Raw genomic sequence first — 19,301 nt, forward strand, 5'->3', positions numbered from 1 at the left:
AAGGCTCAGATGATCCGCTTCGTTCTCGTGCGGTTGTTCCGGGCGCTGATCACGATCCTCGCTGTCGTGACGTTTGCCTTCGTCGTCTTGCGCATGTCGGGCGATCCGGCGCAGGTCATGCTGGGACCCGATGTGCCGCAGGATTCCGTCGACGCCTTCAGAAAGGCGTGGGGTCTCGATCAGCCGCTCTGGATCCAGTATATCGCTTATCTCAAATCGATATTCACCGGCGATTTTGGCGTGTCGATGCGCGATAAGGCGTCAGCGCTGCGTCTCGTCATGGAGCGCGTTCCGGCCACCCTGCAACTGACGGTGCCGGCGTTGATCCTGAAACTTGTGATCGGCATTCCAGCGGGCGTCTACGCCGCGCTGCATCGGCAGAGTTTTGCCGATCGTGGGGTCATCCTTCTGGCGATCCTTGGCTTCACAATTCCCTCCTTCGTGACGGGGCTCGTGCTGGTTCTGATTTTCTCCGTCATGCTCGGGCTTCTGCCATCCGGCGGTCAGGACACGTGGATGCACGGCATCCTGCCGACGATCACGATGAGCATTGGGGGGATCGGCATCCTTGCCCGCTTTTCGCGCAGCGCGATGATCGAGGTGATGGGGCAACCCTATATCCGGACGGCGTCCGCCAAGGGGTTGAAGTGGAGCGATGTCGTCTGGAGCCACGCGCTGCCCAATGCCGCCGTCCCGATCGTTACCATCGTCGGCTTCATGGTCGGATCGCTGATCGCGGGTGCCGTTGTCGTGGAGTCGATCTTCTCCTGGCCGGGCATCGGTCGTTTGCTAGTCGTGTCTGTCAGCAATCGAGATCTTGCGGTCGTTCAATGCATTCTCCTGATCATCGCAGCCACGATGGTCGTCTCCAATCTTGTTGTCGATCTGCTCTATGGCTGGCTCGATCCGCGGTTGCGCTCTCACACAGGACATTGAGGAAAGAAGCATGGCTAATGTCGAACTTGGTGAGGCGCGGACCGTCCGAATCGCAAATGGCAGGACGTCGCGGCTGCTGCAAACCGTACCGCCGCTCGTTTTCCTTGGCATTCTGTGGCTTCTCACAATGGTGGTGGTTGCTGCCTTCGCCGACCACATGCGGCCCTACAATATTACCGCCATGGACCTCACCAGCCGGCTTTCCGCACCGGGTTCCACCAAACATTGGCTTGGCACAGACGAGCTTGGTCGCGACGTTCTCTCGCGCCTGATCCAGTCGATCCGCCTCTCGTTGGTCATCGCCTTTGGCGCGACGCTTCTATCAGCAGTCTTTGGCACGCTTCTCGGCTTCGCCGCTGCCCGTTTTCGCGGCGCAGTCGAGCACGTCGTGCTCGTGCTGGCGGATTTCCAGGCGGCCTTGCCTTTCCTGATCATGTCGCTTGCCGTGCTCGCCTTTTTCGGCTCATCCATGGTGCTCTTGGTTTGCCTCATGGGCTTCTATGGCTGGGAGCGTTATGCCCGCATTGCTCGCGGCCTGGCCATTGCCGCTGGCGCGCAGGGCTATGCGGCGGCAGTTGTGCAGCTCGGCGCGACCCCGACGCGGGTCTATTTCCGCCACATCCTGCCCAATGTCGCTTCGACCCTCATCGTCTCGATGACGCTGACCTTTCCGGAGATCATCCTGATGGAAAGCGGCCTGTCGTTCCTCGGGCTGGGGGTCCAGCCGCCTGAGACCAGTCTTGGCAACATGGTCGGCTTCGGACGGGAATACCTGACGCGTGCCCCCTGGATCATGTTGGCACCAGCCACGGTCATCATGCTGACGACGCTTTCGATCTCGCTTGCCGGCGACTGGCTTCGCGACAAGCTGGACCCGACCGTCAGCTGAGGCGGACTAAGGGCTCACGTGTCGCAAGCCAGACCTCTCCATTCTGCGGCGACACCGCCGCAGTTCACGCACCCTCAACAAAGGACATGCCCATGAGCAATATCATCTCGACCGGCTTCAATTCCGGCTCCACCGACGGAGAACTCGACAGCCTCGAAGCCGATCTGCGCCGCCTTGCTGGCCTCGGTGTGGAGACCGTCGAACTCGGCCTGACGACCATCGACCTGATCGCCGGTGGCCGCGTCGTCAAGGATCGCGCAGAACGCCTGGCCGCACTGACCGCCCAGTTTCCATTCCGCTACACGGTCCATGGGCTCGTATCGTCCAACTTCATGGATCCGGCAACCGCACGCTATCAGATCGATGCCGCCAAGGCGCTTGTCGAGGTCTGCGATCGGATCGGTGCAAGGGTGATCGTAAAGCATGGCGGCCACTTGCGCGCCGACCAGCTGTTCGAGCGCGCCACGGCTGATCAGCGCGAACGCGAGGCTCTGTTCGAGCTGGCTGAACATGCCAAACGCTACGACGTGCGCATCGCCTTCGAAAACATCTTCACCACGGAACCGGGCCAGTACCGGCAGACGCCGGCCGAGGTTGCCGAGACCGTCAAGGCGGTCGGCCATCCGAACCTCGTGGCGCTGATCGACTTCAGCCATGCCTATATAGAGGCGACCTATCGCGGCCTGAACTTCCGCGAACAGATCCGCGCCATGGCGCCCGTTGCCGGCCACCTGCACGTCCATGATTCCTTCGGTCGTCCGCAGGCCTTCTACAAGCCCTATCATCTTCAGGAATCGACCGCGCTCGGCATCGGCGACCTGCACATGCCGCTTGGCTGGGGTGACATTGATTGGGAGGACATCTTCAGCGAGCTTGAGTTCCTGCCCGGCACCGTTCTGATGATGGAAATCGGCGCCCGCTATCGCAACGAGCAGAGCGCGTCGCTTGAGCGCGCAAAGGGTCTCATTGCGTTGAATAGCAGCCGGACTGCCGCAGCTGTGGAATAACGGCCGTGTCATTAGAGATTACCTACATTGACTGGCGCAGTAAGCATCGCATTTCACAGACGCAGGTGCTCGGCTTCTGCGTGTTCCGGTTTCCACTCATCAAGGTTGGGAGCAGGGGCGACCAACGCCTTACGCCTACATCATTTACTTGGCGACCCAATCCTTGAGATCGGATCAGCGCTAAGGAGCGCCCGAGCATTCGCCACAGCCCCGCTGCCTAACCGGTGGCGGGCTTTTTATTTTTAAGGTAGTCGTTAACATCCCGCGGATATTCAGCTGATGCTTCCAAAGGTGGCAGATGCTCAGACCGAAACTGCCCTGTGTTATCATGGCCGTTGTTTATCTTGCGCTTTTCATTATTGCGAAGTGGAGCTGACTACTTCTGACCAGCCGCCTCTCCTTAGCCGGGGAGGCCGTTTTTTTGCTGTCTGGAAGTAGTCATCGCTGGAGCCGGTTCCGACGCTCTAGAAGAAGCTCATGCGAGACCAATTGCTTACCCGCCGGACTGAGGCTGATTCCGTCTACCACTTCCTCTGTGACGCCTGCTTCTTGGAAGCTGCGGAGCCGATCGTTCGGGATGTCAACTGTTTCGTGGCGATAGAGATTCAAGAGGCAGCTCCATTCTTCGAATGTGAAGTCTCTCCGAGCGATCATTGCTGTGTCCTCCTACCTGACAGATCAAGCGATAGCACAGTTACCAGTCGTCTGGCGGTCGGGGAACACGCGTGCGGACGATATAGATGCGAACCGGGATCAACAGCAGGCATGCGCCGAAGAAGCCGAGCAGCAGGAACGTCACCCAGCCGCCCCAATGATAGCCCGCTCTCTCGGCTATGGCGTTTAGAATAAATGCCCCCGACATTCCAATAACTGCCCATCCAAAGGGCAGATGGGTATGCATAAAATGGTCCGCCATCCACCCTGCGAAGAAGCCCACGATGATCGCAGTAAGCCAGCCAATCTCTCCTTCGGTCATAAATGCTGTCTCCGATTGCATCCAGACTGCGCCAGGGATGAATTATTAGCAGAACCCGAAGGAAATGTTGCTCGCGATTCGTGGCCAGCGTTGCCGTGTGGCCGTCGTACTCGGCGCTCCGAGACCCTTGGGCTCGTCAGGATATCGCCCGTTTCCCATCCACGGGATGATCGGACGTCGGAACGAAACCGAGCCCTACCCGTTTTGGGTCGGGCCTCGCGTAACTTTCTCCCAGCGAAGCCCCAATGCTCTATTGCCCCGCAACCGCGACTGCCGGGGATCAAAACAAACTCCCCGCTTCCTTCAGCGGGGTTTTTTCTGAGAGGTAGAGTCGTCAATAGCAAAGTGTGCGGAGCATCCCTGAATAATTGGGCTTGGACTTGCAGTCGCTTACGCCTTGAACACGCCTAGCGTCCTTGTTCCTGTTATTTGAATGTTTCGTGGCGAGCGTAGCATTACTGTTACGATCAACGGGCTTCGCAGGAGTCGTGCACGCTGAAAGCGATGCTGCAATGCTCAGACCAATGACCAGAAGCGATACGCGTAACATGATCGTGTTTCTTGCGTCGAGCCAAGCCAACCACAGAACCTCCCTGTCTCTTCATGGGAGGCAGACACAGCAACATTACACCAACCAATAATATTAGTCAGCGACAAAATACACGCCGGTGAATGTCTCGAAGGAACATCAGGGCTCACAATCACTAGGGGTGGCCGTGCGTGACGGGAAGCCACACTGGCCGGATGCCCTGACGCTTCCCATCTTCAAACGATGAACCAGAAGCATTTCATCGCTCTCGGCGTGACGGCCTTTATCGGACTGGTTTGCGTAATGTTGGTGGCGGTTTCAATCCTTGGCCACACGGTCGCAATCCCGCCGGTCTAAGCCTTCGGAAAAGACCCCGCCTCGGCACAAGCGGGGTCAGGAGTTCGACTCGATATGAAAGGAAACGGCAGGGAAAAGACAAGCCGCCGTTTTCAGCACCTCAACAATGGGATCCATTCGCGCGGACAAAAAATAAGAGCCCCGCCGGGGTGCAACCAAGCGAGGCTCTTATACAACAGTTTGAAAAGGAGCGGCGAAGACGGGAAGCCGTTCCATGCGATGTAAACGAACGTCTTCGATCCTTGTTCCGCACCCGAGTCCACCTACACGTCTAAAGCGGTGCTGGACCCTGATCGCGATTTCTGTCCTCGAGGCAACTGACCATTTTAGCTGTTGCCATAAAAGAGCCCCGCGGTGTTGCCGGCGGGGCAAGTTCTTCGATGGAAAGGTCGCGTCAGAGAAGGGGTGATCTGGCGCGATCTGTCCGGGGAACGTGTGTTGGAGCGCCTTGTTCCGCTTCTCCATGACATTAGGCAGCGCTTTTCGACTCCATCAACGCGCACTATAGCCGCGCGCAGTGTCTACCAGCAGCTTCAACTGCCGCTCGTCGTGTATGCCTTGCTGATAGAGTTCGATGATGATAGCGGCCGCTCGCTGGCCTTCCTCGGACGCAGCTTCCAGGTGGTTCTGACGACAGTACCGCTCAAGGGCAGCCTGGCATTTCGATAAATCCTCCGACGTCAACGGCTCGTCGTGCCGATGAAATCTCCGGGTCATTTCAGTTTTCCTCCTTGTTGAAGTGGACGGAAAACGAAATGGTTTGTCGATTTTCGAGATTCAAGACCCTTCGATTTGAATCTCAATCCACCACCGGCTCTTCAATCTCCTCGATAATGATTTGCGAGCGGAAGCTGGCGGAGCCTCCGGCGGGCTCGAACAGATAAGTCAGGCCAAAGTCCCGGGATGCCTTATTTTATATACCTGTGGGCGATCAGCCTTAGCTGGTAAGTTAACGCTGGGCTGAGCGGTTAGCCTAGACAACACCGCTGACTTTGCGGCCCGGCGCGAGGGGGTAGGCGCCGGGCCGCATCTTCGCGGTTAGGAACCTTCCGCCCATTAGTCAGTCCGGCGAGAGATGCCTCACCGTCAATCGCGCGCCCACACTTGCAGCGCATGAGGCGGGGAGTGTGGCTTGTCATTCGCCATCAATCAGCTCGACGGCACGGAATGAGTAAAGAGCAGTGGCTGGCCCAAAAGGCCGAATAGGCGGCACCATACGCAGAAGGAGTCCGCCAAGGGGTGCAAGGCGGACTCCAAAAAGCTCAGAGGTCGATCCCAGGAACAGAACTACGACCGGGCAACAAGCACTTGCTCACATAAGCAAGACGATAGCGAGTCAATTCGACTCACGCCCCGCCTATCATCAAAGGCTAGAGATATTGCCGAAGGAGCGCAGCATGATCAAAGGTGCCCCTTCGTTCTGCCGATTAATAATGTAGATAGGCATTGCAATCGTTCTGTTGGCACACCACCTACAACTCATCGGCAGCTTCTAACACGGGCGCTGCCGGGTGCGGGCGCTGAAAGCGTTCCAGCCCCAACAAAGGAGGACGGCATGTCTTCCGCCTCTATTATCTTCTCCAAGGACAATCTCGTGCGAGCCGCTCTACGGTTTCGCTACGTGGACTTTCTCGTCAAATCGACACCAGCAATAAGCCTCGCGTTCATTGTGTATGTCACGTTCAAGGGTGTCTTCTGGTAGGCGCAAGGCTTTAAAAATGCGGGCAGCATGCAGCAGCCTCGGGTCTGAAGTAGTTGTTGGCACCTCATCGAGGTGCCTGTTTCGCGACCAGGAGATTGGGAGGTCTTCCATGGCAATTGTGTTTCCCAACCGAGCCAGAAGCTATGACGGGTCCACGAGGCGGGTTCGCTTCCTCGGCCACGATGGTATGTTCGAAATTCGCTTCTTCGTCGATATCGACGTATTGGCAAATGGACCGTGCGAGATGGCGACGTCGGAACGCGACTGTCTCGCGGCATTTGACAGGCTTCGAGTTAGAATTCTTGGGGTGGCGGAGCGCATATACACGTCAAAACCAAAAAACCTGATCGTTCTTACGCTGGCGGACTTTAAATAGCAGCCGGAAGGACAGTGGTTTCGTAACTTCCCAACCGTAGGAATCCAGTAATGAATGAACGGATGAGCAAAACCCGAGAACGCGCGGAAGCCGAATTCGGGTTGACCCAGACACAATTTCTTTCTCGCACTGACCCGAAAATCGACCCCGTCGTCAGAGCGAGGAATGAGAAGACCGCGCAGCTAAAGGCCATGCGCCTTCAGCAAGAGGCCGCTACGGCGGCCAAGACACTCAAGGACTGAGGCAATGGCCGCGAGCCTTGCTAAGTCATAGCGAAGATCCGACAGCGCCTTGTTGCCATAGTGGGCGGGGGCGTCCGCCTGCATAGATCCGCTGCGTTGGCATTTCGTGCAGGAGTACCGGAGTTCATGCCCGGTGAAATCGGACGGGTAATAGGCCATGCGCATAGCGCCTCTCATTGAAGAGGTTGCCCGCAGCCGCATGCCGATAGGTTGGGGTACGCACCCGCCCGAGCGCGGAGATGAAATGGCGTTGAGCGCTCGCCGCGTCAAGTTCATCTCACCATCTGTTCCCAGCGCCGGCATAAGAAACCAGCCGGAGTTCAACGTGCAGCCGTTCATCGGAGGTTAATGCCCATTAACCCAGACTAGCAGCCTGAAAGGATGTTCCGATGATGAAGAAGCTCTTGCCCGCACTCGCAGCCGTGGTCCTGGCTGTGTCTTTCACCCTTCCGGTTGACGCTGCGCCGATCGTTGTGCCAAACGCAGTACCTATGCACGCCACTGACGTCGAGCAGGTCAAACACCGCGGCCATGGAAATGGATATGCGTATGGCCACTATAAGAACCGGGGGTACGCCTATCGCGATTGCCGGTATTACGGCTCTTGCTACCGTCCACGGTACTACGGCTATCCGCGGTATAACAACGGGTATCCGCGATACGGCTATCGCGACTACTACCCCTACCATCGCAGATCCGGTGTGGGCGTGTATTTTAATTTCTAGCTATCGAAACCCGTCGGGCGCGAATGCCGGCGGGTTTCCTATGCGCTGCGCGCAAAAGATTGAGCCCCAGGGATGGTCCTTCTTGCTCTAGTATTCACCCGTTTCGGCCACGGCAACAATAGGATCACAATTGCAGCTCTTATGGCCGGCGCCGGAGCCCTTACACACAAACTCCGGGCTGCGATCAGCGACAGGACCATAGCACGCCTGCATCACTCCACATCAGCTTCCGATTGGCGTCTACCGGGATTTGAATCCTCCCCCATAGCGGCACCGATACCTCGACATATTGGTTTGCAGGATCAAAATCGCCGGTGTCGAGCTTGGCTTGAGCGGCAGACAGGCCACCTTCGATGATTTCAGCTTGAATAGTATGTCGCCAATTGGGAGCCCATGGCTGCGCAGGTCGAACGGTCTCATGCTCACGCTCTACGGCCATTGCGAATTCCCCTCAAAGTTAACACCACGCGTTCTGGATATCACGTTCTGGTTGATTAATACGGTTTTGCTCAATCAGCATAAGAATAGAAAAAGCCCGACGGGACAGACGTCGACGTCGGGCCTTGAGAGCGGATCCGCCGGCGGGCGAATCCTACCACAGCGTACTTCTAGCGCTGCATCCTATGAACTAGCGGCATGGAGGAAAGTTCCCATGCTGGCCTACGTCCGATGGAAGACTTCGTCTGTTAGGAGCAGGAGAAAGTTGTCGTCGTCGATCTTATTAGCGACTTGGCCGTCCTCAGTCATGTAGTCGATGATGGGCGCTTGAGGCTTCCCGTTCGGCGGAGATGACGGAAATTTTCGTTGTTCGATAATAACGAGGCGGCGTCCAGAGGTGTCTGCACAGTTTATCCGCGCAGTATTTTCAAAGATAGGCATTTGGGATCACGAGAGTTGACATCGATTGCGCCTCGCATGTGGGGTGCGTGCTCGTCACGATCAATGGCCGGGTTGTTTTGTCGCGGTTAAAGCGCGCCGGATACATTCATAGCACAAGCTCGGCGTGCTGGGGGCGGGCGCCGGGTCTGCTCCGGACCAGCTTTAGGCGATGCGTTGGTCCATGTAGCGTGTGTGTGGGCGCTGCAATTAGGAGAACTGATGATGGAGGAGGGATGTTTCCGCTAGCTGCGAGACGATCAATGAGCGGTTGTGACACTGGCGACAAAATCAAAATAATTGAATTAAAGCAATCGGATGTTGCGGAAGAGGTGTCGACCGAATTGGTGTCCGCGACAGTTCGCAGGGGTTCGTTCGCTTTGATCAAGGAAATTACAACGCTCAGCGGGAAGAGGCGCGGTCCGAGGCTCGTCTCGGCCGGAAGTCCATCATGGACCAGCTGAAGGATATTCGGATTTGACCAGAAGCAGGAGCGCGAATGACTCAGTGCACAGCAGCGAGCCTAACGGCGGACTTGGCGTCTTCAGCGTTCATCCGGCCCTCTACGACGGCCCGGCACGCTTTCCATGCTCGTTGCCATTTGGCAGTGTCCTGGTTCGGCTCATGGATGAGCCATGTCAATGCCTCCTCTGCGGAGCCGACGACAATGCGAATGCGGCTGTCTCCCAGCACAAGGGGCTTTTCCCATCGGTGTACCAACATGGCCGCTCTCCAATCATGAGGGGTATCGGCGGTATCGGGCATCCGCTCCGCCTCCCGATAGATGGGTAGCGGCCACCTTAGTTCAATCGTCGACAAGCTGAAGGATATCAAGATTCGAACATGCAGACCCTCAATCGAGCCTTCAACCCGTACAAGGAAGACAGTTGGCGAAGGAGGCGTGCCGAGAGGTCAAGAAGGCTGCATCAAGAGCTAGCCGCAAGATCCGGAAGGCCGCACTCGACTCTCGGTCGGCCGCAACGCCTATCCCGCTAGAGTTTTCTACTAGCGGTAGGTTTTGATACCACTATTGCAGTACGTGCGATGGATGGTTGGTTGTGCTCTTATGGGCGTGGCCCATATTCGGCCTCTGTAACAATGCTCGGGGGTCCGCGAACCCCTGCGGACCCCTTAACTCCCCCAAATTATTTAGTCGTACTAATGCGAACGAGGCGTCGCACGTTCATCGTCGAGCGATATTTTCGTATGGCTTGCAAAGTCACCCGCAAGCAGAGAGGCGCACTGCCATGCGGAACCCCAAACAAGGCCAGTGCGCCTCTCCCCCACATGTCTCAAAGCGCCGCAGCTGCCGTGAAGAACGCGCGTCGATCTGCTTCTCCGTGAGGCCCATGGTAGCCAAACCCGCTGCCATCATGGGCTCAGTCCGGACGAACGATCCGGAATACGCATAGGCGATCTGAACTGCCTTGGATTGCGAAGCGCTCCACGCGTCGACTTCCTCCAGGAGGCGGCGGCTAGAAACTGAAGCTTGAACTGCCCAGCGGAAGCTTTCTACTTTCCGCTCCATGACGGGCCCCGAGGCGATGAATTCCGCCTCTTCCTCCGGGGTCATTTCATTACTCGACACCATTGACGATTTTCTTCATCCGCGTAGCGCCGTTGTCCGCGAGAACCGCGGTGTAGTTCCCCGATTTCGTCGCTTAGGTCGACCCCACGACGGGAGAACCGTTTACGCTCAGGCCGCTGGCGTCGAACATGGCAACCTCGTTGGCCGCAGATACCCCATTGCACTGACCTTCGATGGCTTTGATGGAAACAACGACCGGCACTACGGGTTGGCATCGTTCCTCGTCCAAGACATGGGCCGCTTCGAAGAATTCAAGGGCCGCCCCTTGAACTCTCATAGTCAAAGCAGCCTGCCGAAGTACAGAAATATGGTTCCGGCAAATCCGCCCTCCACTCCCGATATCTCTTGCTATTCACCGGCCAATGATAGCTAGGTCTGTTTTCACGAGGAGACTACGCAAATGGCCAAGGGTCAGGTACGAAGCAACAAGGAAGTTAGGAAGCCCAAAAAGGACAAGGCTGCCCCCAAAAGCGCCCCGCCCACTCTAGGTTCTCAGGTCAAGGATAGCCAAGGCGGCTTGAAGAAGAAGTAAGGTATGCAGAGGCGAAATACAGTCGCCTGTTCTACGCCCACGCAATAAGGAGACCGTAGTGTCAAACCAAAGACAGCGACGCGGCAAAGCCGATCCGGGGTTCTCGGGGCGTGAACCATACCACGTTGCAACGTTTGCAGAGAAGCACGGCATCGCCACGTCCGATGCACAGCGCATCATCAAAATGCATGGATCTGACCGTGATGCTTGTGACAAGGCCGCTAACCGGCTGAAATAGCATAGATAGCTGAGGGCGGCGGGTGAAGGTCGATTGCGGCTGTACCGTTCGGCTCGCTACAGGAGTGCCGGAACGCGCCGTCTTATTGCTGTGGCCGGACGCGCAGAAACAGACGCCTGATCTCCAGACCAATCAATGTCGCTGCAGCGGGAAACGCCACTTGCAGAGCATAGTAACGAGCCGGAGAGTATCCGGGTCCAGAGTACTCCGCAGGTTTCCCGCGTTTGAGAGACCGAGGTCATAGTACTGCTCGATCCATCCGAAAACGGCGTCTGCCACTTCCTCCGGCCCTGCCCCGACCTTGTCGGTAAGCCGCTCTATATCAACGTTGATCAGATGGTGTCGGTGAGCCAGTCCGGCAACCAAACGGTGGTCGTCGTATCTGCCCCAGGACGAGACGGTGCCCCTTGCATACGCCGTTGACGAACCCTGGAGTGTGCGGAGGGGGAGGTTCCGGGAAGGGGTCCAGCCGACCGCAGAACCTCCTGTCGCTCCATGGGAGGCAGACACCGGGATTTTACAAGCAACCCATAATATTAGCCAGTGGAAAAATGCACGTTCTCGGAATACTGACGAGTCTCGGGGATGATATGGGCCAACACGTCAGTAATGACAACTTGAAGGAGCGCGAGGCTCAGAAGCGATCTGGTGCCGCCGTTCCATCGAATCAACCGACCAATGTGCTGAGTCCCAGGGTGCAGTGTGTTGGCAAGCGGCGCGTCCAAACGCCAGACGTGGACCCTTGAAAAGGTTTTGTGTGACCGACACCCGAACTGGGCGATTATTATATCACCGCCGGACGATCACGCGTGTTCCCGGGCGGACCATCTCGTAGAGCTCCTCGACGTCCTCGCGGTACATGCGAAAGCAACCGCTTGACGCATTCGTGCCGATCGAGGACGGATCATTGGTGCCATGGATGCGCAGCAGGCCGTCCGCAAGATAAATGGCCCGTGTACCGAGCGGATTGGAAGGGCCGGGGCGCACGACCATTGGCAGTCTCGGATTCTTCTGGCGCATGCTGGCCGTCGGTCGCCATTCGGGATATTTGCGCTTCGACGTGACATGCGTTGTGCCGTACCATCGTTTTCCCTGGCGCCCGACTGCAATCGGATAGGCGAGCTGTTCACCTTGAGGCGTCGTATAGACAAGCGTGTGCTCGCGTGTGGCGATGACGATTGTCCCGCCCCTTCCCGTTCGGGGTTGGCGCTGCGGCACCGGCTCGCCATAGTCGGGCGGCGGTCCATATGGACCATACGGATCATAGTAGCCGTAGTCGCCATAGTCACCGTAGCCGTCATACGGACCGTAAATCTGCGCCTCGGCCTGAAAGGTCGCAAACAAAAGCACTGCTGCAAATAGAACCAGGAACTTCATTGTCCGCTATCCGCTGTTTTTGATCCAAAATAACCGCGAAAATCTGTGGCGCCATTGTGGCGGCTGATGTTCCGACGCTACACGCGACGTCGATGCTTGCATCCGGTGGGGGTGGACGGAATACCGGTTCGCCTCTCGCCAGGGGTCTCGGGCCATATGCACGCGCCGCAGCGAGATTTTCTCAGTCGAGGGCTTTGAGACTACAGAGCGATACTTGCTCTGGTGCCGCTCGATTTGTCCGATCGATTGGGTGCCCGCACTTGCTACCACCCGTCAGATGCACAGCGCAGATCATTTGAACGTGGATCGTACCCGGTGAGACTTGCGGAGCCTTCGAACCCCCCGCTGGAAACGCAAATCCGGACACGAATTGCAACCGGGATCTTATATAAGTCACAAAATGCCCTCACAAGTACTGCCGAATCGCTCAGCAATCGCGCTGCCGCGGTTCGAAAGAAGACAGTCATTCGACGAAGTGACTGGAACACGACTTCGCGCTTAACGCCTGATTTGGCGACTTAGCGCGGAATGAAGAGACGCCGCTGTTTGCGGTCGTCATTCGGTCTCTTTTGCCTCAGTCTAGGCAAGCGATCTCGATTTCTCGGCCACCGAAGCCTCGGCATGGTGTGTCTGCGCTACGACCACAAGGAGTCCATTTGTCTGAAACCGGATCCCTCTCGCAGCCGCGACCCTTCCTTGGGCTCTTCTCGTCGTTGCGTGTTGGCGCTCTGGGGCTTGGTGTAACCAGTTGCCTCGTCAACATCCTGGCGCTCAGTGGCTCGTTCTTCATGCTCCAGGTCTATGACCGCGTCATTCCCAGCCGCAGCCTGCCGACCCTCGTCGGTCTGGTCATCATCGTTGTGTCCCTCTTTGCGTTCCAATGGCTTCTGGATCTCACGCGATCCCTGCTTCTCGGGCAGATCGGACGGGCGGTGGATGAGCGGTTCTCAGGGCGGGCCTTCCTCTCAGTTGCGCTGTCGGCATCGCGCAAGCCGGCGCCGGGAGACGGTCTGCAGACGATCCGCGATATCGATACAGTGCGTGGATTTCTGTCCGGCCCGGGCCCGGGAGCGTTGTTCGATCTGCCCTGGATGCCCTTCTACCTCGCCCTCTGCTTCCTGTTTCACCACTGGATTGGCCTCACGGCCGTGGCTGGCGCGCTTCTCTTGACGGGGCTGGCGCTGCTTGCGGAGCTGAAGTCACGCGGTCCGACGAGGGAGACGGCCACCATCCTTTCTGAGCGAATGGCTTTCGCCGAAACCGCGAGGCGCAATTCGGAAGCGGTCGTCGCAATGGGCTTTGGTGGGACGCTCTCGGCGCGCTGGGCCGAAGTCAACCGGCGCCACCTCGACAGTCACTTGCGCACGGCCACTTTCGTCAACTCGCTTTCAACCCTGTCGCGCTCCGCGCGCATGTTGCTGCAGTCCGCCGTGCTGGCCGTGGGCGCCATACTCGTCATTCGACAGGAAGCAACTGGCGGCATCATGATTGCGAGCTCCATTCTCGTGAGCCGCGCGCTCGCCCCGATCGAGCTTGCCATCGCGCACTGGCGAGGATTTGCGGCTGCCCGCCAGGCATGGTCGCGCCTCGACCGCGAGGTCCAGCTCTCCGACGGGCGACTTCATGACGTCGCGCTGCCGGCGCCGCGACAATCACTGGCAGTGGAGAACCTTCATCTGGCGGCTCCGGGCTCGAAGATGCCAATCATTCGCGGGCTGTCCTTCGAGGTCCAAGCCGGTGAGGCAGTTGGCATCGTCGGTCCGAGCGCCTCGGGCAAGTCTTCGCTGGCGCGGGGCATCGTCGGCCTTTGGCCGGCCCTTGCCGGGGATATCAGGCTGGACGGAGCGTCGCTGTCACAATGGACGGCGGAAGCACTCGGCCGCAACATCGGTTACCTGCCGCAGGACGTGTCGCTGTTCGAGGGAACCATCGCCGACAACATTGCCCGGTTCGATCCGGAGGCCTCTTCGGAGTTGATCATCGCGGCCGCCAGGGCCGCGGGTGTCTACGATATGATCGTGAGCTTTGCCGATGGCTTCGATACGCGGATCGGCGAGCAGGGCAGAACCCTGTCGGCGGGCCAGCGGCAACGCATCGGGTTGGCAAGGGCCCTCTATGCGGATCCGTTCCTCGTTGTGCTCGACGAGCCGAATTCCAATCTCGATGTTCAGGGCGAGCTGGCACTCTCGCAGGCAATCGAGTCCGTTCGGTCGCGGCAAGGGGTGGTGTTGATCATCGCTCACCGGGCGAGCGCGCTTTCCGCGGTCGACAAGGTGCTGGTTCTCGAGGGCGGTCGGGGCAAAGCGTTCGGCCCGAAGAACGATGTTCTCAAGACGGGACCAAAGTCAGTCGCTGCCACCGGTTCCTTTGTCCGACTGCTTCGCGCCGGCGGGGAGTTGTCGTTATGACCGGGGCTGTGACATCGACGGAACGGGCAATCCGCCGACTTACGCTGCTTGCCCTTGCGACAGCTGCCCTGCTCGTCGGGGTTCTTGGCGGGCTTGCCTCGGCGATTCGTATAAACGGCGCGGTGATTGCCCAGGGGACACTGGTCGTCGACAGCTATGTGAAGCCGGTGCAGCACCAGAAGGGCGGCACTGTGGGACAGGTCTTCGTCCACAACGGTGATCGCGTCACGGCTGGCCAGATACTCGTTCACCTCGACGACACCCAGACGAAAGCAAATCTTGCGATCGTATCGCGGCGGCTGCGAGAGCTTGCAGCGCGATCAGCCAGGCTTTCGACGGAACGCAACGGTGGGGACGCCATCCTCTTTCCCGCATTGGTCACAGATGCTGACGGCACTCAGGCTGCCGGCCTCATGAGCTCCGAACAGCGGCTGTTTGATGACCGTCGCGCATCGCTCAGCGGAAGGACGGCGCAACTGCGCGAGCGCGTCCGCCAGCTCGACCAGCAGGCTGAAGGACTGTCGGCCCAGCAGGAGGGCAAGCGTCGCGCCATCGGCATCATTGGCAAGGAGCTTGCAAGCCTGGAGCCGCTGCTTCGGCAGGGGGTTATTCCCGCAACCCGCGTCTACACCCTGCAACGTGATGCGGCCGATTTGACGGGAGAACTCGGCAGCCTCGTTGCCTCGACCGCGGAAATCAAGGGAAAGATCGCCGAAACGGAGCTGCAGATTATCCAGGTGGGTGACGATCACAGAAGCGAAGTCTCCGAACAGCTGAGGCAGGCGGAGGGCGACAGCGGCGAATACGCCGAGCGGCGCGTTGCGATAGAGGACGAGCTACGACACGTCGACATAAAGGCGCCGCAAGACGGCATCGTCCATCAACTTGCTGTCCATGCGCGCGGTGCCGTGATCACGCCAGGCGAGGCCGTCATGCAGATCGTGCCCGATCACGACATGCTCACGCCCGAGCTGAAGTTGTCGCCACAGGACGTCGACCAGGTCGCAGTCGGCAAGGAGGTCAGCCTGCGGTTCTCCGCGTTCAGCTACAGGACTACACCGGAATTGCAGGGACGCGTTGCATCTGTCTCCGCTGACCTGACAACGGACACGCATTCCGGCCAATCCTACTACACGCTTCGGGTCGCGGTGCCCGAGAGCGAATGGCAAAGGCTTGGCAAGCTGGCACCGGTTGCCGGAATGCCCGTCGAAGCCTTCATCGAGACGGGCGAGCGCACGGCGCTCGGTTATCTCGCAAAGCCGTTTACGGACCAGTTGGTCCGTGCATTTCGGGAGGAGTGACGACAGCCATCGGAGGAGGGAGGCCATGAGAAGCATGAAAACCCGAAGGAGTTGATAATGGCAAAATCTATACAAAATGCTGTCGGCCAACCGCTGTTCTACAGTGGCGCCTCGACCGCATGGTTCTCCGCAACCGGTTCCGGCCCCGTGCTGAATGGCACATCCGGCAACGACTCCATATGGGGTGACAGTTCCGTCAACGTGACCATGCACGGCGGAACCGGCGATGACATCTACTATCTCTATTCCGCCATCAATCGTGCTGCGGAGGAGCCTGGCGGAGGAACCGACACCATCAACACCTGGATGAGCTATACGCTCCCTGAGAATTTCGAGAACCTGACTGTGACGGGCGCCGGGCGCTATGCTTTCGGCAACTCCCAGGACAACATCATCTCTGGAGCCTCGGGAAGCCAGACGATCGACGGCGGTGCAGGCAACGACGTGCTGATCGGCGGAGGCGGAGCCGATACATTCCTCGTCACCAAGGGCCACGGGAGTGATCTGATCGTCGATTTCAGCAGCGACGATACGGTGCGCCTGAACAGCTATGGGCTTTCGTCCTTCGAGCAGGTGCTGGCTCATACGACGCAGGAGGGCGCCAATCTGCGGCTGGATCTCGGTGGCGGTGAGAGCCTCGTCTTTGCCAATACCGAGGTGTCGGATCTGCAGGCGAGCCAGTTTCAACTGACGCTCGACCGCTCGAAGCTCGCGCTGAGCTTCGATGACGAATTCAACAACCTGTCCCTGCGCAGTGGCGACCAGGGCACGTGGGATGCCAAGTTCTGGTGGGCGCCGGACCGCGGCAGCCCGTTGACCGGGAACGGTGAGCTGCAGTGGTACATCAACCCGTCCTACGCACCGACCGCAGCGGCAAATCCATTCTCTGTGAGCAACGGCGTATTGACGATTTCGGCAGAACCCGCCTCGCAGGCGGTTCAGGCGCAGATTGACGGCTACGACTACACATCTGGTCTCCTGAACACCCATTCGTCCTTTGCCCAGACCTATGGCTATTTCGAAATTCGTGCCGATATGCCGACGGAACAGGGCGTCTGGCCGGCCTTCTGGCTCCTCCCGGAGGACGGCTCCTGGCCACCAGAACTCGACGTCGTCGAGATGCGCGGTCAGGAGCCGAACGTTGTCAATGCCACAGTCCATAGCGACCATGGCGGCGCACATACGATGACGTCCTTTCCAGTCAAGGTGGCAAGTACTGAAGGCTTCCACAACTACGGCGTTCTCTGGGACGAGGATCACATCACCTGGTACTTCGATGACGTCGCAGTCGCGCAGACGGATACACCCGAAGACATGCACGATCCCATGTACATGCTGGTCAACCTCGCTGTCGGCGGTACGGCTGGAGCGCCGTCCAACGGTCTGCCGAACGGATCGGAAATGCACATCGACTATATCAGGGCCTATACCCTCGCGGACAGCCCATTGCACGCTGCCACCGAAGCCACTGCGAGCAACGATTGGCACATCTGACGAGGTGAAAGCCAAGCGGGATGAGGTCGGAGGGTCATGATGGCGCCCGTCATCCCAAGCCCGTTGAGCATCGTTATCCGTTAGCTTGCTTCGATGATGCTTTGATATCGCGTGCGCCGATCCCGCAGGCGTTCGCGATATCGCTCCTGGCTTGCAGACAGATGAGCGCGCATGGCGTCGCGCGCACCGGTAGCGTCGCCTGCAGAAATTGCATTGAGGATGGCAAGATGTTCCCGCTGCAATCCGGCCTGGTAGCTGACCGAGAGAACCTCTTCGGTGGCGTAAGGAGAGGTGACGTCACAAGGGATGGTTCGCGCCCCGAGGGCGTCGAGGACTTCAACATAAAAAGGGTTGTTGGTTGCCTCGGCGATCGATCGGTGGAATGCAAAGTCGGCCTGGCCGGTGGGCATGCCAAGCTGCAGGAGCCGATCGAACTCGAAAAAGCTCTCCTGAATCTGCGCCTCCTGCGAGGCGTTTCTGCGGGTGGCGGCCAGCGCCGCACCTTCAGCTTCAAGCGCGATGCGAACTTCAAGCACGTTCAGGGCGTGCGATATGTTGCTTGATCGGTCCTGTCTTATGATCGGAGCGGACGACTGGTGACCAATCACGAAGATGCCTGCCCCTTGTCGCGTTTCCAGCAACCCATCGGCCGAGAGAGCCGCGATCGCCTCGCGAATGACGGTCCTGCTAACGTCGAAGGATTCAGCGAGTTGAGCCTCCGTCGGCAACTTCTGTCCGACGGAGATCTGGCCTGAAAGGAAATCCTGGCGGAGGGAGTTGGCGATCCGTTCAGAGAGCTTCTGTCGTCGTGATGGACCACCATCGACCGGTGGAGGAATTGCGTTCAAGGGTGTTTTCGCCTCTGCAAATGATGTCCGAGCATACAGCCAGTGCTGCATTAAGACAACAATTGTGGATGTTGTCATACAAAATTGCGGAATTCGAGGCAATTGATGATAATGTCTTATAATTCAGAGATTTGACTATAAAATGCCATCGGTAGTTGATCCGAATGAAGCGATTGCGGTTGCTCAAGTATGATCAATATGTATGATGACTTGGAAGGACATGGGAGGCAACGTGACTCACACTGACTACACCAACCGCTATGCGATTGATCCGCGGGCCGCAGCGGGATTTGGGACCACCGAGCTTCGCGAAAACTTCTTGCTGCCGCCACTCTTCGTGGCGGAGCGCATCCAGCTTCACTACACCAATTACGACCGGATGATCGTCGGTGGTGCCATGCCGACTTCCGCGCCGCTTTCACTGGAAACGATCAAGCCTGCCGGGACCGACACGCTTCTGGCCCGGCGCGAGCTGATCGCTGTCAATATTGGTGGTGCCGGCATCGTCAGCGTCGATGGCGAAGAGTTTCAGGCCGGTACCCGCGACATGGTCTATGCCGGCATGGGGGCTTCGGTGACATTCCGGTCCGTATCGGCCGAACAGCCGGCAAAATTCTACCTGCTGAGCGCCCCCGCGCATGTTCGTCACCCTGCAAAGCATATCGGCATTTCAGATGCCAAGCGCGTCGATCTCGGCGCTCAGGCAACGAGCAACGAGCGTTCGATCTTCCAGTTCATCCATCCGGACGGTGTCAGAACCTGTCAGCTCGTCGTCGGCATGACGACGCTTGCCGAAGGCTCGGTGTGGAACACCATGCCCTGCCACGTGCATGACCGGCGGATGGAGGCCTATCTCTATTTCGATCTGCCGGAAAAGGCCCGCGTCGTGCATCTGATGGG

At 58.4% G+C, this 19,301-nt stretch carries 17 protein-coding genes; 11 read left to right on the top strand and 6 right to left on the bottom strand.

Features of this window, described 5'->3' with window-relative positions:
• Positions 1 to 9: 9 nt before the first annotated feature.
• From C934_RS0118120 to C934_RS0118130, 3 genes are all read left to right on the top strand, one after another.
• Positions 10 to 936: an ABC transporter permease gene (locus tag C934_RS0118120; RefSeq protein WP_018858068.1), complete on the top strand. Its 927-nt coding sequence runs from the start codon at positions 10 to 12 to the stop codon at positions 934 to 936.
• A 10-nt stretch (positions 937 to 946) separates the two neighbouring features.
• Positions 947 to 1,825, top strand: a complete 879-nt coding sequence (locus C934_RS0118125) for an ABC transporter permease (protein ID WP_018858069.1) — start codon at positions 947 to 949, stop codon at positions 1,823 to 1,825.
• Between the two features lie 92 nt (positions 1,826 to 1,917).
• Entirely contained in the window at positions 1,918 to 2,832 is a 915-nt protein-coding gene (locus tag C934_RS0118130) for a TIM barrel protein (RefSeq protein ID WP_018858070.1), read from the top strand.
• Positions 2,833 to 3,526: 694 nt separating this feature from the next.
• On the opposite strand, the gene C934_RS0118140 is transcribed toward C934_RS0118130, so the two are convergent.
• Both C934_RS0118140 and C934_RS0118150 read right to left on the bottom strand, forming a co-directional pair.
• On the bottom strand, positions 3,527 to 3,808 hold the full coding sequence (locus tag C934_RS0118140) for a GlsB/YeaQ/YmgE family stress response membrane protein (protein ID WP_018858072.1): 282 nt from the start codon (positions 3,806 to 3,808) through the stop codon (positions 3,527 to 3,529).
• Positions 3,809 to 5,186: 1,378 nt separating this feature from the next.
• Positions 5,187 to 5,411 (bottom strand): hypothetical protein, encoded by a 225-nt coding sequence (locus tag C934_RS0118150; protein ID WP_018858074.1) that lies wholly within the window; start codon positions 5,409 to 5,411, stop codon positions 5,187 to 5,189.
• 838 nt (positions 5,412 to 6,249) lie between these two features.
• Here C934_RS0118150 and C934_RS35205 point away from each other — a divergent pair.
• The 4 genes from C934_RS35205 (at position 6,250) to C934_RS33785 (ending at position 7,739) form a co-directional block, all read left to right on the top strand.
• Positions 6,250 to 6,396, top strand: a complete 147-nt coding sequence (locus C934_RS35205) for a hypothetical protein (protein WP_018858075.1) — start codon at positions 6,250 to 6,252, stop codon at positions 6,394 to 6,396.
• Positions 6,397 to 6,505: 109 nt separating this feature from the next.
• On the top strand, positions 6,506 to 6,772 hold the full coding sequence (locus tag C934_RS0118160) for a DUF1488 domain-containing protein (protein ID WP_018858076.1): 267 nt from the start codon (positions 6,506 to 6,508) through the stop codon (positions 6,770 to 6,772).
• A gap of 50 nt (positions 6,773 to 6,822) precedes the next feature.
• Positions 6,823 to 7,014 carry a hypothetical protein gene (locus C934_RS0118165; RefSeq protein WP_018858077.1) on the top strand — a complete coding sequence of 64 codons (192 nt, stop codon included), beginning with the start codon at positions 6,823 to 6,825 and terminating at the stop codon, positions 7,012 to 7,014.
• A 392-nt stretch (positions 7,015 to 7,406) separates the two neighbouring features.
• Positions 7,407 to 7,739, top strand: coding sequence for a hypothetical protein (locus C934_RS33785; RefSeq protein ID WP_083929875.1), 333 nt, complete (start codon positions 7,407 to 7,409; stop codon positions 7,737 to 7,739).
• Between the two features lie 184 nt (positions 7,740 to 7,923).
• On the opposite strand, the gene C934_RS0118180 is transcribed toward C934_RS33785, so the two are convergent.
• From C934_RS0118180 to C934_RS0118225, 3 genes are all read right to left on the bottom strand, one after another.
• Complete coding sequence (locus C934_RS0118180; RefSeq protein WP_018858080.1) at positions 7,924 to 8,178, bottom strand: hypothetical protein; 255 nt, start codon at positions 8,176 to 8,178, stop codon at positions 7,924 to 7,926.
• 941 nt (positions 8,179 to 9,119) lie between these two features.
• Positions 9,120 to 9,338 (bottom strand): DUF982 domain-containing protein, encoded by a 219-nt coding sequence (locus tag C934_RS0118195; protein WP_018858081.1) that lies wholly within the window; start codon positions 9,336 to 9,338, stop codon positions 9,120 to 9,122.
• Positions 9,339 to 11,762: 2,424 nt separating this feature from the next.
• Complete coding sequence (locus C934_RS0118225) at positions 11,763 to 12,350, bottom strand: L,D-transpeptidase (protein ID WP_018858086.1); 588 nt, start codon at positions 12,348 to 12,350, stop codon at positions 11,763 to 11,765.
• A gap of 656 nt (positions 12,351 to 13,006) precedes the next feature.
• Between C934_RS0118225 and C934_RS0118230 the strand changes: the two genes are divergently transcribed.
• Genes C934_RS0118230 through C934_RS0118240 form a run of 3 tightly spaced genes read left to right on the top strand, consistent with a single transcriptional unit; the run spans position 13,007 to position 17,553 of the window.
• A complete protein-coding gene (locus C934_RS0118230) occupies positions 13,007 to 14,758 on the top strand; it encodes a type I secretion system permease/ATPase (protein WP_018858087.1) in 1,752 nt (583 codons plus the stop codon).
• Complete coding sequence (locus C934_RS0118235; protein WP_018858088.1) at positions 14,755 to 16,059, top strand: HlyD family type I secretion periplasmic adaptor subunit; 1,305 nt, start codon at positions 14,755 to 14,757, stop codon at positions 16,057 to 16,059. The genes C934_RS0118230 and C934_RS0118235 overlap by 4 nt, the downstream gene beginning before the upstream one ends.
• 57 nt (positions 16,060 to 16,116) lie before the next feature.
• Positions 16,117 to 17,553, top strand: a complete 1,437-nt coding sequence (locus C934_RS0118240) for a family 16 glycosylhydrolase (protein ID WP_018858089.1) — start codon at positions 16,117 to 16,119, stop codon at positions 17,551 to 17,553.
• 80 nt (positions 17,554 to 17,633) lie between these two features.
• On the opposite strand, the gene C934_RS0118245 is transcribed toward C934_RS0118240, so the two are convergent.
• The gene (locus tag C934_RS0118245) at positions 17,634 to 18,401 is read right to left on the bottom strand and encodes a FadR/GntR family transcriptional regulator (RefSeq protein ID WP_018858090.1); all 768 of its coding nucleotides are present in this window, start codon (positions 18,399 to 18,401) and stop codon (positions 17,634 to 17,636) included.
• Between the two features lie 232 nt (positions 18,402 to 18,633).
• Here C934_RS0118245 and kduI point away from each other — a divergent pair.
• A partial coding sequence (kduI, locus tag C934_RS0118250; RefSeq protein ID WP_026371897.1) for a 5-dehydro-4-deoxy-D-glucuronate isomerase occupies positions 18,634 to 19,301 on the top strand: 668 nt, incomplete at its 3' end.

The sequence above is a fragment of the Rhizobium sp. 42MFCr.1 genome (assembly GCF_000377185.1).
GTDB classification, from domain to species: Bacteria; Pseudomonadota; Alphaproteobacteria; order Rhizobiales; family Rhizobiaceae; genus Rhizobium; species Rhizobium altiplani.

Excerpts from the sequence above, each read along its gene's own strand:
- C934_RS0118150 (WP_018858074.1), bottom strand. The coding sequence starts at position 5,411 with ATGACCCGGAGATTTCATCGGCACGACGAGCCGTTGACGTCGGAGGAT.
- C934_RS0118235 (WP_018858088.1), top strand. The coding sequence starts at position 14,755 with ATGACCGGGGCTGTGACATCGACGGAACGGGCAATCCGCCGACTTACG.
- C934_RS0118130 (WP_018858070.1), top strand. The coding sequence starts at position 1,918 with ATGAGCAATATCATCTCGACCGGCTTCAATTCCGGCTCCACCGACGGA.
- C934_RS0118195 (WP_018858081.1), bottom strand. The coding sequence starts at position 9,338 with ATGTTGGTACACCGATGGGAAAAGCCCCTTGTGCTGGGAGACAGCCGC.
- C934_RS33785 (WP_083929875.1), top strand. The coding sequence starts at position 7,407 with ATGAAGAAGCTCTTGCCCGCACTCGCAGCCGTGGTCCTGGCTGTGTCT.
- C934_RS0118140 (WP_018858072.1), bottom strand. The coding sequence starts at position 3,808 with ATGACCGAAGGAGAGATTGGCTGGCTTACTGCGATCATCGTGGGCTTC.
- C934_RS0118180 (WP_018858080.1), bottom strand. The coding sequence starts at position 8,178 with ATGGCCGTAGAGCGTGAGCATGAGACCGTTCGACCTGCGCAGCCATGG.
- C934_RS35205 (WP_018858075.1), top strand. The coding sequence starts at position 6,250 with ATGTCTTCCGCCTCTATTATCTTCTCCAAGGACAATCTCGTGCGAGCC.
- C934_RS0118120 (WP_018858068.1), top strand. The coding sequence starts at position 10 with ATGATCCGCTTCGTTCTCGTGCGGTTGTTCCGGGCGCTGATCACGATC.
- C934_RS0118240 (WP_018858089.1), top strand. The coding sequence starts at position 16,117 with ATGGCAAAATCTATACAAAATGCTGTCGGCCAACCGCTGTTCTACAGT.
- C934_RS0118160 (WP_018858076.1), top strand. The coding sequence starts at position 6,506 with ATGGCAATTGTGTTTCCCAACCGAGCCAGAAGCTATGACGGGTCCACG.
- C934_RS0118225 (WP_018858086.1), bottom strand. The coding sequence starts at position 12,350 with ATGAAGTTCCTGGTTCTATTTGCAGCAGTGCTTTTGTTTGCGACCTTT.
- C934_RS0118165 (WP_018858077.1), top strand. The coding sequence starts at position 6,823 with ATGAATGAACGGATGAGCAAAACCCGAGAACGCGCGGAAGCCGAATTC.
- C934_RS0118125 (WP_018858069.1), top strand. The coding sequence starts at position 947 with ATGGCTAATGTCGAACTTGGTGAGGCGCGGACCGTCCGAATCGCAAAT.